Genomic DNA, 11,688 nt, shown 5'->3' with positions numbered 1-11,688 from the left:
ACGTGTGGGCCAGTCGGTGGCCCGGACGGTTTGAGCGCCGGGGAAGAAGGCGTTATCTTCCCCGGCGCGCTCGTACCCTACTTGAGGGCGGACTGCACCGTTTCCATGAACTGCTCGGGGCTCATGCTGCCGGTGACCAGAGGAGCGGCGTTGGTCTGGCTGGCCGTGGTCGCCTGCGTGCCGAAGAGGGCCTCGAACCAGAGGACGCTCTCACTGGTGCCGGCGATCGTGTCCTGGACGGTCTGGGTGAGGGGGTCGACCTCGACCTCGTCGTTGACCTTGAACCCGGAGATCGCGCCCTTCTCGGAGAGGCCAACGCTTCCGTAGTTCTCGGTGATGCAGGTCAGCCATTCGCCGGTGCTGTCGTTGTAGGACTTCTCGGAAATCGCCATCGGCAGTCCCACATTGGCAGCGTACTGGTTGTCGATTCCTGCGCCGCCTTCGACCTTGGGGAAGGGCATGAAGCCGATGTTGTCAGTGCCGATCTGGTTCGCTGCCTCGTCGTTGAAGTTCGCGAGGACCCAGCTGCCCATGTAGAGCATGCCGGCCTGACCGGTGAGGAACTGGTTGACTGCGGTGTCGTAATCGATGGAGCCGACACCCTCGCCGAAGTAGCCCTTCTGACCGAGGTCGGCGACCGCTGCGGCCGCCTCGACGTACTCGGGATCCGTGAGCTTCGCTTCGCCGTCGGCGACCTTCTGCAGTGCGTCCTTGCCGAGGTCGCTGAAGAGGTAACCGCTGATGAGACGGGTCAACGGCCAGCCCTGCTCGCCCGAGGCTGACAGAGGGGTGACACCGGAGGAGTTGAGAGTCTCGGCGGCCGCCGTGAAGTCCTCCCAGGTCTTAGGGACCTCAATGCTGTTGTCCGCGAAGAGCTGCTTGTTGTACCAGATGCCCTCGACGTTGTACTCGTACGGCAGGACGTTGAAGCCGCCGTAGAGCGCCTTGACGGTGTCAATGGCCGCAGGCTCCACCTGGTCGATGACGTCCAGATCGGTCAGCGTGGCCTCGAGGTCGAGGACGTTGCCGGATGCTGCGAGTTCCTTCGTCAGAGCGGGAGCGGAACCGGCAGCGAACTGGGAAGGCAGCGCGCCCTGGCCTGCCTGCAGTTGCAGCTGCTGATCAAGGTTGGTCTGCGGGACGGTGTCCACCTTCAGCGGCATCGCATCCGCAGCGGTCTTGCACTGATCCCCAGCCAGAGTCTCCAGGACAGCAGGGATGGTGGTGTTCTCCACGACGCTAAGCGTGGTGAATTCGCCAGCCTCGCTCTCGCCTCCGCCGTCATTCGAGCTGCCGGCACCGCAGCCGGTCAACAGCAGCGATACGGTGCTGAGTCCTACGCCCAGAAACAGGATCCGGTTCTTGTTACGCGTGGTGGCCACGTTTCCTCCTTGAAAGTGTGCGCCCCATATTTGAAGCGTTTCAATTATCGAGGGTAGGGGTCGCATGAACCTGTGTCAACAGTCACATCGGGTGCAGGTTGCTCCTCTTTTGCCCTACCCGGTTCGGACTGCCAAGCACTGCAAATGGTGTCGCGCACAACAAAGGGCCCGCCCCCTTTCGGTGTGGCGGACCCTTCGTTTTTGACGCTCTGCCGGTCGTGCTGGGCTAGCGCACGTTCACTGTTGAGCGAAGCGGCAGTGCCTGCGACGAGGAGCCGACCTCGAGGCCGAATTCACCGGTGGGCGTCGTCCAGGAGTCGCGTTCTGCGTCCCAGATTGACAGGGGGTGATCGGGTCCGTCGGCCTCGATGACCAGGTGAACCTGTGTTGTCTGATTCGGCTTGAGGGTGACCTTCTCGAATCCGACGAGACGCTTGCCGGGTTCGCCGGCGGCACCGGGCAAGGTCAGGTACACCTGGCCCACTTCGGCCCCTGCTGTTTTGCCGGTGTTCTTGATCTGGAACTTCACGTCCAGCGACGTGGTCCCGGTCTTCTTGTCCACCACGGGCTTCACACGGAGGTTCCGGTACTCGAAGTCGGTGTAGGACAGACCGTGACCGAAGCCGAAGAGTGGCTTGATGCCCTGGGACTGGTACCACTTGTAGCCGATGGCAAGGCCTTCGGTGTAGTTCACCTGCCGGATCTCCGAGGCACCCACAGGGGCGGTGGTGGAGCCGTTGGAGTAGATGCCGGGGTACTGCTCGGGCGTGTTCGTCGGCGTGTCGGCAAGGGACGCAGGGAAGGTCATGGGCAGCTTGCCTGAGGGGTTCACATTCCCCCACAGGAGGTTCACCAGGGCAGGGCCCTGCTGTTCGCCGGCGTACCAGCTTTCCAGCACGGCTTCGGTCTTTCCGAGCCATGGCATTTCCACAGCGCTTCCCGTTTGCAGAATCGCGACGGTCCTTGGGCTGGCTGCACCTACGGCATCGATCAGGGCGTCACCGTTTCCGGCGAGACGGAGATTCGGAAGATCGTTGAATTCACCGGACTTGTAGTAGCCGACGACGATGGTGACGTCAGCCTTCGCTGCGACGGTAGCCGCTCGCTGGGGGTCGGCACCGTTGTCGAAGACGACGGTGGAACCTTCTGCTGCTGCCCGCTCACGGACTGCATCCTCGATCGTCACAATGTTTTCGCAGGTGAGCGTATTCGGGGAGCCGAAGCGCCAGCTCATGCTGCACGCATCCTTGGCGCTGACCCCGTTGGTTAGCGTCTTCGATGCAGTCGGGCCGATGATTGCGATGCTCTTGGGCTTCGATGACAGCGGGAGGATCCCGTCGTTCTTCAGAAGGACCGTACCTTCCTCGACGGCCTGTCGTGCAAGATCCTTGTGCTCACTCGTGGACACAGAGCCGGGGGCCGCTGTGGGCAGTGGAGTGTCGAAGAGTCCGCCCCGGATGTAGGAGCGGACGACGTTGAACGCTGCGTTGTCGACGTGTTCCTCGGTGATCTCGCCTTTCGCCAGTGCCTGGTTCAGGAGAGCGGGGGTGTAGTAGATCGGGCGGTTGAGCTCCTGGTCCAGCCCTGCCTTGAGTGAGGGGGCAGTGGAATGGACGGCCCCGAAGTCGGACATGATGTATCCGTCGAAACCGAGCTTCGAGCGCAGGGTGTCGTTCAGGAGGGGGTTCTCGCAGGCGTAGATACCGTTGATCTGGTTGTAGGAGCACATGATGCTCTCCGGGTCGCCCTCGGTGATGGTGATCTCGAACGGGAGATCGTAGGCCTGACGCAACGTCCGCTCGTCGATGTTCGAGCTGCTCGCGTTTCTGGACACTTCCTGCTCGTTGGCGACGTAGTGCTTGACGTTGGAGAGTACAGGCTTGTCGGGATTGCCTTCCTCGATACCGCGGATCGCTGCCCCGGCGAGAGTGCCGCTGAGCAGCGAGTCCTCGCCGAAGTATTCTGCGGTCCGGCCGGAGAGCGGGGTGCGGCCGCTTGCAATACCTGGGCCGAGGACAACGTTCTTGCCCTTATCGAAGGCCTCGGCTGCCTGTGCAGCGCTCTTGTCGAAGACGAGGTTGCGGTTCCAGGTCGCTCCGAGGGCGATGGGTGCGGGGAATGCCGTCACGCCCTCCGTGAATCTCACGCCGTCGGGTCCATCGGTGTATACGACCTTGGGGGTGCAGGGAAGCTGAGCTTCGTACTGGACTCCGCCGAACGTCGTCGTGGTCGGATCATTTGCCGGTTGTTCCACGAGCCAGCGGTACTTCTGCCCGAGTGAACTGGCATCCAGCAGGATACGTGCCCGCTCATCGGGAGTCTTTGAGGTATCCATCCAGGGGCATTCAGCCGGATAAGGTTCGGCAGGTTGGGCTTGTGCCGCCGGCACCTGAGCTCCAAGGGACGCCGCCAGGAATCCGCCTACTGCTAGGGCCGCTAGGGCCCGTCGTGGTGATGTACGCGATCGGGGTTCCACATGTCCTCCTTGACATAGAAATTTGAAGCGCTTCAATTCTGTTTCGCATTAAGGTGGATTGATGAGTAGGTCAGGGCATGAGCTAGGTGATGTGTGATCGGGGTCTCATGTAGGCACCAACGTAGGGCCGGCTTTAGTGTCGCGTCAAGATCAACGTGTACGCACCTGGGGACCAAGCCCAAGAGGCAGGTAGATGTGCCAAGCCATGCAAGGGTCTAATCAGCTTATGCAGCCGGTGGTAATGAGTTCCGAACCGAGGATCGAATCGCCGATAATTTATCTTATGTCAGGTAGTGGTCCGGAAAGGGGTGGATCCCCTCCTCTTGGGTGCTCACTGCTATTCGGTACTCTTCGATGCGATCTGGTCGAACGACGCAGTAAGTTGGTCGCCTGCAGGCAGGGCGCGTTGCTCCGCGGCGGCAGGTTCACGTAGGTGTAGGTCGAGGTGGACACGTGCTCAATAGGGTCCTCGAGTTTACGGGCTAGGTAGGTGTTCTTCCGGAGACCCGCGAACACCTCGGAGCGCCGACCGGCGCACCAGGACAGTCACGATCGGGAGGCGTCGTTTAGCGGTCCTCGAACTCGTCGAGGCTCCACTCGTCCCTCCACAGGATGACTGGGCGCCCACCCTCGAAGGTCAAGGGCAGCCACACGTAGTCGGCGAGGGACGTGTTCACCTCAGCGAACTCCTCCATGCGTATGTCCCCGTCCCGGCCGGGTGCGAAGTGTTCTTCAAACGCGTTGTGCGCTTTGGCACCGTGTTCGAGATATGTGGGCAGCCAGCGATCCCCGAGGGCGATGTAGAGGTTTTTCTTGGCCGGGTGCTCGAAGACCGAAGATATTTGCGTGTGAAACGAAGTCCGTGATGCGTCTGTCGGGTGCAGGTCGCCGAGGACCGTGTAGGGGCCATGAATGCTCTTGGCAACAGCAGATTCCGAGGGATTTGGGTAGTAACCGGTGGTTCCTGATGTGAGGAGGTAGTGCTGGCGATTGTGCCGGAAATAGGCGGGTGCTTCACGCACGAACGGGGGCTGTGGCTGGGGGAAGTGGGTGGAGTAGTAGCCGGTGACGTCAGTGTAGTCGTCGGTGAGATCAGCAACGATCATTTCTGAATGAACTCGTTCGAAGATGTAATAGCCCTTGCCGTCGTGAGAATCGACGACGAGGTCGAAGTCGCCGGCGCTCATGCTCAGCGGTCGCAGCCAGGTCTGCACTATCGTGTAGGGCCCGAGGATGTGGTCCGCGACGAGGACGGTGGACCGCTGTACCGAGCCCTTGCTCATCACCTTAATCCAGCACACGAACTGCCCGGTCTGCTCGTTGTAAATAATGTGCGGTCGATCTACTGCCTGCTGCGGGTGAAGGGGATGGTCCGGGTCATCCTCGACCGGCGGAACAATCAGGCCGCAGTCCTCCCAGTTGTACAGATCGGTGGATGAGTAGCATCGGACGCCCCAATGCCAGATGTCGCTGCCAGGGACGGTGCGCTCCTTGTTCTCGCCGTACCAGTAGTAGACGCCGTCGACGGTAATGATGGAACCACCGTGAGCCTGGATCCTGTTGCCATTCGTATCGAGCCACGGTTGTCCTGGGTGAAATGCGGTAAGTGCGCTCATTGCCTTCTTTCTGTTGTGAGCGGGGCGAATTCATCGGGCTTCCCTGAGGACGTGTCCTTCTCCAATGAACCACCATTGGCGCTGACGCTGTCCCTGCACCGAGCAAGGCCTGAGGCAGTGGAGCTGCAGAAACTGCTTGCATGACGACGGCGCTGTAGTCAGTGCCGGGAGCCGGCGTGCCCGGGATGTCCCGCGCATAGCAATCTCTATTAGATCGATGGAGTCAGTGTGTGATGAAGCGATTCATCATGTCAATACGAGCGTAGAGGGTGAATCTGACCCTGTAGGTATAACGGTCCCGTCATAGCTGTTGACAGGGTGATCAAGTGGGCCTAGCTTCTGATGAAGCGCTTCATCAACGGCGTCACATTCAAGGAGGAATGGTGTCTACAGCAAATCAGCGAGCACGCCGAGGAACCCCCCTCATCGCTTTGCTCAGCGTTGGAGTTCTGGCCCTGACCGGTTGCGGCGGCAGCAGCAGCGAAGGCGACGGAGGTGGTGGCGGTGCCACCGCGGAGGCCGGGACATTCACCTACCTTGGCCAGAACGAGAACACGACCATCGTGGAGACGTTGGAGACCTTGGCTGGAGATCAGTGCTCGACGGAGAACGAGGCGGCGAAGTTCACGCCGGATGCTATTCCAGGCGCAACCTGGGATCAGCAGCTTCAGCTCCTGGCAGGGCAGGAAGGGCTGTCTGATTTCGGCATGGCGGCGGGCACGCCGTCCCTGATGAAGCAATTTATCGACTCCGGTCAGGTGCAGGACATCTCCACCGAACTGGAAGCGATGGGGATCGAGGACAAGATCCTTCCGGCCGCTGCGTCTACCATCCAGGCGCTGCACGGCACCGACGAGCTGTACGCGCTTCCGACGGAATTCAACATCGAAGGGTTCTGGTACAACAAGCAGCTTCTGGAGGACAACGGCATCACTCCCCCCGAAACGTGGGACGAGCTCGTGGATGCTGCGGCGAAGCTGCAGGCCGCCGGCATCCAGCCGTTTTCCGCATCCGGGGAGCAGGGGTGGCCCGTCACCCGCCTGGTCGGCAATTACCTGATGCGCGACTTGGGCCCCGATGCGCTGACGAAGGTTGCGGACGGGGAGGCAAAGCTGACCGATCCCGAGTACGTCAAGGCTGCTGATGAGGTCGCCGCGCTGGGGAAGGCCGGCTACTTCGGCGACGCACCGACCTCTATCGACTACGACACATCCCTCAACCTGTTCATGACAGGCAAGGCTGCCTTCCTCTACATGGGCAGCTGGGCGACGACGGCTTTCAACGACGAAGCCCAGAACAAGATCGGCGTCGACAACGTCGGGTTCTTCTCCTTCCCCGACGTTGATGGCGGCAAGGGCAGCAGCGACCAGGTCCCGGCGAACGTGGGCATCCCGACGATGTTTTCCAGCAAAGGCTTCGATGACTCCACCAAGGCGTGGATGGAGTGCATCGTCAACAACTACGGCGACACCGTGCTCAAGGACAGCGGCGTCGTGTCCGGTTTCAAGGTCGAGAACCCGCCTGCGGACCTTCCCGCGACGACGAAGCTGGTGCAGGAACAGATCGCGAACGCGCCCTCGAGCGTGCTGTGGTTCGAGGCGCTGATGACCTCGCAGGCCACAACCGTGAGCCAAAGCAACGGCGGTGGCCTGGCCAACGGCTCCGTCAGCGGCGAGCAGTTCATGAAGCTCGTTCAGGACGCCAACCAGGGCTGAGAAGACACACCATGAGGGGTTCCGAGACTCCCGTTTCGGAACCCCTTCATCATCCGTGAAAGCAGAACATGAACAAAGTCCTTGGAGACCGCAGAGCGATTTTCCTCCTGCTCGGGCCGGCGCTGCTGGTCTACAGCCTCGTCATGCTCGTCCCGATTTTCTGGTCGATGGGTTACACCGTCTTTGACGGTGGCATCCTCACCGGATTCACCTTCGTCGGATTCGGCAACTTCATCAAGTTCTTCAACGACCCGACCGCTCTGAGCGCAACGTGGTTCACCATTCGCTACGCGCTCATCCTCACGGTCCTACAGGTCGGATTCGGGTACCTCCTCGCACTGCTGTACACCTTCCGGATCAAGCACGCCTCAAGCTTCATCCGCACCATCATCTTCTTCCCCGTCGTGCTCCCCACCGTCGGCGTCGGGCTGCTGTTCCAAAAGCTCTTCGAGGCCGCTCCCACGACAGGTCCCGTCAATGGCCTGCTGAACCTCCTCGGGTTTGCGTCGGTGGACTGGTTCGGGTATCCCGAGCAGTCGTTCTGGGTGATCATCCTCCTGGACCTGTGGCGGTCGATGGGCTTCTACGCGATCCTGCTGTACGCCGGGCTGGTCGACATCCCCGAGGAGCTCCTTGAGTCGGCACGCATCGACGGCGCCTCCGGCTGGCGGCTGGTGCGCTCGATCGTCCTTCCCCTGTCGCTGCCGGTACTGCTCTCATCGCTGATCTTCAGCATCAACGGGACGCTGAAAGTGTTCGACACCATCGTCGCCCTCACCAATGGCGGGCCCGGAAATTCGACCACCCCACTGACGCTGTACATGTTCCAGACCTCATTCGCGTACGGCGAGTACGGGTACGGCAGCACCATCGCGACCATACTCACCATCCTGTGCCTGCTGGTGACGATTCTTATTTTTCGTTCTACTCGCCGTGATCTGACGAAGGGATGACCATGAGTACCGCACCTTCGACCACAGCACCCGCACCAACAGCACCCTCGCCCGCACCAGCAGCACCTTCTCGCAGAGCACGACGAATTCGTCGTTTCTTCACGCGCCTGCCGCTGGACATCGTGATAGCCCTGCTGCTGATCGCGGTCATCTACCCGATCGTCTGGCTCGTCCTGAGCTCCTTCAAGAGCCAGTCCGAATTCCTCAACGCACCCTTCTGGTCGCTTCCGTCCACATGGTCTCTCGCCAACTACACAACCGCGTTCGTCGATGGCGGTCTCGGCCGCTTCATCCTCAACAGCATCATCGTTGTCCTGCCGTCCCTGGCGGTGATCCTGATTCTCGGAACTGCCGCAGGGTTCGTGCTTGAAGTGATGGTCTGGAAGGGCCGGGCAGCTGTGCTCCTGACCTTCCTCGCCGGAGTCATGGTGCCAGCGCAGATGATCCTGCTGCCGCTGTTCACCATCTATTTCCGCCTCCACCTCACGGGAACTCTCTGGCCCCTGTTCTTCACCTACATCGGTATCGGCATGCCCCTGACGGTGTTCATGATGGCCACGTTCTTTCGTGCCATTCCGCGTGAACTGTTCGAAGCTGCCACCATCGACGGCGCCAGCATCTTCCGATTGTTCTGGCAGGTCGGGCTCCCCCTGGTCCGCAACGCCCTGTTCACGATCGGACTGGTGCAGTTCTTCTTCCTCTGGAACGACCTGCTCATCGCCCTGACCTTCACCAACTCCCAGGGTCTACGCACCATCCAGGCCGGGCTTCTGAACTTCACCGGACAGTACGGCGCCGTCCAGTATGGCCCCACGTTCGCAGGCATCGCCGTCAGCGTCCTCGGGACACTGATCATCTACCTATTCCTCAACCAACAAATCATGAAGGGCCTCACCGCAGGCTCCGTGAAAGGATGACAATGCGCGTCACCAGGCCTCGCGCCGAATACCGACCCGACGGCTTGGGAATCGGAACTGCCACCCCCCGACTGTCCTGGCGCATCGAATCGAACACCACCAATCTCGTGCAGATAGCGTACGAGATCCGACTCAGCCTGCCGGACGGCACCGAACATATCGCCGAGGGCCGGGACACCAACGAGCAGGTCTTCGTCGATTGGCCTTTCGCTCCCCTGCAATCCCGGCAGCGCGGCACAGTCGACGTCCGCGTGCAGACTTCCGACGGTCAGAAATCGGGTTGGAGCAAACCCCTGGACCTGGAAGCTGCCCTTCTCCGGCAGGCCGACTGGAACAGCGCGTTTATCTGCGTTTCCGAGAGTGCGCCGGCGGAAGGAATCCGGCCGGGCTACCTGCTGCGGTCCGAGTTCGCCGTCGGCAACGATGTCAGCTCGGCGCGCATCTACGCGACCGCCCACGGGATCTACACACTCACCCTGAACGGCGAACGCGTCGGTGATGAGGAGCTCGCACCGGGGTGGACCAGCTACCGCCACCGGCTTCGCTATCAAACCTACGACATCACCGACATCCTTCGATCCGGAAACAACGCCATTGGGGCAGAACTCAGTGACGGCTGGTACCGGGGCCGCATTGGCTTCCACGGCGGCATCTGGGACAGCTACGGCACGGACCTCTCCTTGCTCCTGCAGCTGGAACTGCACCACACAGACGGAACCGTCACCACAGTCCCGCTCGACACCCAGTGGCGCACATCCACCGGCCCGGTCATCGCAGCGAGCCTCTACGACGGAGAGCACTACGATGCCCGTCTGAGCCCCGCCGGTTGGAACGAGCCCGGCTTCGACGACAGCTCCTGGTCGCGACCGGCAATCCTTCCCCGCGAACAGTTCCCCGCCGAACTTCAAGCGCCCGTCGGAGTTCCAGTCCGGGAAACCCAGACACTTCCACCCTGCAGCGTCGAACACAGACCCGATGGGCGCATCCGTCTCGACTTCGGCCAGAACATCGCAGGCAGGCTCCGCATTTACCCCACTGGCCCGACCGGCCACACCGTGACCCTGCACCACGCCGAAGTGCTCGAGGGCGACGAACTCGCTGTCCGACCTTTGCGATCTGCTCCATCGGTGGACAGCTACACCCTCCGCGGTGATGAGCAACGAGAAACCTGGAGCCCCCGCTTCACCATCCACGGCTTCCGGTACGCCGAACTCGAGAACTGGCCGGGTGACTTCCACCCCGATGATGTCCAAGCCGTCGTCATACACTCCGACATGGAACGCACCGGCTGGTTCGAATCCAACGAGCCCCTGGTCAACAAGCTGCACGAAAACACCGTCTGGAGCATGCGCGACAACTTCGTCGACCTGCCCACCGACTGTCCCCAACGTGACGAGCGGCTGGGCTGGACCGGAGACATCCAGGTATTCGCCCCTGCAGCGAGCTTCCTCTACTCAAGCGGCGGGATACTTGCCAGCTGGCTCGCTGATGTCGCCGCTGAGCAGGGACCGACCGGCGCCGTCCCTAACTTCGTGCCCTGGATCGCCTGCGGATTCCCCGAGGAATCCTCCGCCGCATGGGGCGACGCTGCCGTCATCGTGCCCTGGACCATGTACCAGCGCAACGGTGACACCGCCATCCTGAGCCAGCAATTCATCAGCATGACGGGATGGGTGGACCACCTCGCCGGCATGGCAGACAGCACAGGCCTGATCCGCGAAGGAATGCAGCTAGGCGACTGGCTGGACCCCGCCGCGCCCCCCGAAGATCCTGGAGCAGGAAAAACTGACAGGTACCTCGTCGCATCGGCCTACCTTGCGCATTCTGCCCGCCTGACCAGCCAAGCAGCAAAGGTTCTCGGCCTTGCGGACGAAGCGGACAGGTACCGGATACTTGCCGAGCACACCACCGTAGCGTTTAAGCACGAATTCCTTTCACCCGCCGGCCGGCTCGTAGGCGAAACCCCTACCTCATTGGCGCTGTCTCTCGTCTTCAACCTAATCGATGACCCGGTTCAACGCACCCGGGCCGGCACCCGTCTTGCCGACCTCGTCCGCGAGGGCAACTACCGGGTTCAGACAGGATTCGTCGGCACTCCCGTGATCTGCGACGCCCTGGCCCTCACCGGCAACATCGAAGACGCCTATCGGCTCCTACTGGAGAAGGAATGCCCTTCATGGTTGTATCCCGTGAGCATGGGCGCCACCACCATCTGGGAACGCTGGGACAGCATGCTCCCCGATGGCACCGTCAACCCCGGAGAAATGACGTCTTTCAACCACTACGCCCTTGGCGCCGTGGTCGATTTCCTCCACCGCGTCCTCGCAGGACTCGCGCCCGTTGAGCCCGGCTACCGACGAATCGCCATCGCTCCGCAACCCGGATTGACGTTCACCTCAGCTCGCGCTCAGCACGTCACTCCCTATGGGCTTACATCCGTGGAGTGGACGCTCGACGACGATGTGTTCTCCCTCGAGGTCGTCGTTCCTCCAGGAGTGACCGCCGACATCCACCTTCCCGGCGGGGGCGACGATGTTCGGGAGGTTGGGTCCGGAAAGCATCACTTCCGAACCCACATCAGGTCTCTGGCAGAAGTTGCCTGAAGCGGGCCGCCCCGTGGTGCAGCGAG

Annotated in this window: 7 protein-coding genes; 4 read left to right on the top strand and 3 right to left on the bottom strand. The window is 61.6% G+C overall.

Going from position 1 to position 11,688, the window contains the following annotated elements; genetic code table 11:
* Positions 1–77 precede the first annotated feature (77 nt).
* The 3 genes from ACX80N_RS16560 to ACX80N_RS16550 all read right to left on the bottom strand — a co-directional run bounded on the left by ACX80N_RS16560 (position 78) and on the right by ACX80N_RS16550 (position 5,474).
* Positions 78–1,382 (bottom strand): ABC transporter substrate-binding protein, encoded by a 1,305-nt coding sequence (locus tag ACX80N_RS16560; protein ID WP_459340247.1) that lies wholly within the window; start codon positions 1,380–1,382, stop codon positions 78–80.
* 226 nt (positions 1,383–1,608) lie between these two features.
* Positions 1,609–3,717: a beta-glucosidase family protein gene (locus ACX80N_RS16555; RefSeq protein WP_459340246.1), complete on the bottom strand. Its 2,109-nt coding sequence runs from the start codon at positions 3,715–3,717 to the stop codon at positions 1,609–1,611.
* 707 nt (positions 3,718–4,424) lie between these two features.
* The gene (locus tag ACX80N_RS16550) at positions 4,425–5,474 is read right to left on the bottom strand and encodes a family 43 glycosylhydrolase (RefSeq protein WP_459340245.1); all 1,050 of its coding nucleotides are present in this window, start codon (positions 5,472–5,474) and stop codon (positions 4,425–4,427) included.
* A gap of 383 nt (positions 5,475–5,857) precedes the next feature.
* Between ACX80N_RS16550 and ACX80N_RS16545 the strand changes: the two genes are divergently transcribed.
* The 4 genes from ACX80N_RS16545 (at position 5,858) to ACX80N_RS16530 (ending at position 11,662) form a co-directional block, all read left to right on the top strand.
* Positions 5,858–7,189, top strand: a complete 1,332-nt coding sequence (locus ACX80N_RS16545) for an ABC transporter substrate-binding protein (protein ID WP_459340244.1) — start codon at positions 5,858–5,860, stop codon at positions 7,187–7,189.
* Positions 7,190–7,257: 68 nt separating this feature from the next.
* Positions 7,258–8,142 carry a carbohydrate ABC transporter permease gene (locus ACX80N_RS16540; protein WP_459340243.1) on the top strand — a complete coding sequence of 295 codons (885 nt, stop codon included), beginning with the start codon at positions 7,258–7,260 and terminating at the stop codon, positions 8,140–8,142.
* Positions 8,143–8,144: 2 nt separating this feature from the next.
* Positions 8,145–9,059: a carbohydrate ABC transporter permease gene (locus tag ACX80N_RS16535; protein WP_459340242.1), complete on the top strand. Its 915-nt coding sequence runs from the start codon at positions 8,145–8,147 to the stop codon at positions 9,057–9,059.
* 2 nt (positions 9,060–9,061) lie between these two features.
* Positions 9,062–11,662, top strand: coding sequence for a family 78 glycoside hydrolase catalytic domain (locus ACX80N_RS16530; RefSeq protein ID WP_459340241.1), 2,601 nt, complete (start codon positions 9,062–9,064; stop codon positions 11,660–11,662).
* The last annotated feature ends 26 nt before the right edge of the window (positions 11,663–11,688 follow it).

It is taken from the genome of Arthrobacter sp. MDT2-16 (assembly GCF_054510925.1).
Note: the sequence above shows the minus strand (reverse complement) of the source record. Positions and strands in the feature narration are given on the sequence as shown.

What these genes read in the sequence shown, in the direction of transcription:
- ACX80N_RS16555 (WP_459340246.1), bottom strand. Translation starts at nt 3,717, where the DNA reads ATGGATACCTCAAAGACTCCCGATGAGCGGGCACGTATCCTGCTGGAT.
- ACX80N_RS16550 (WP_459340245.1), bottom strand. Translation starts at nt 5,474, where the DNA reads ATGAGCGCACTTACCGCATTTCACCCAGGACAACCGTGGCTCGATACG.
- ACX80N_RS16540 (WP_459340243.1), top strand. Translation starts at nt 7,258, where the DNA reads ATGAACAAAGTCCTTGGAGACCGCAGAGCGATTTTCCTCCTGCTCGGG.
- ACX80N_RS16535 (WP_459340242.1), top strand. Translation starts at nt 8,145, where the DNA reads ATGAGTACCGCACCTTCGACCACAGCACCCGCACCAACAGCACCCTCG.
- ACX80N_RS16530 (WP_459340241.1), top strand. Translation starts at nt 9,062, where the DNA reads ATGCGCGTCACCAGGCCTCGCGCCGAATACCGACCCGACGGCTTGGGA.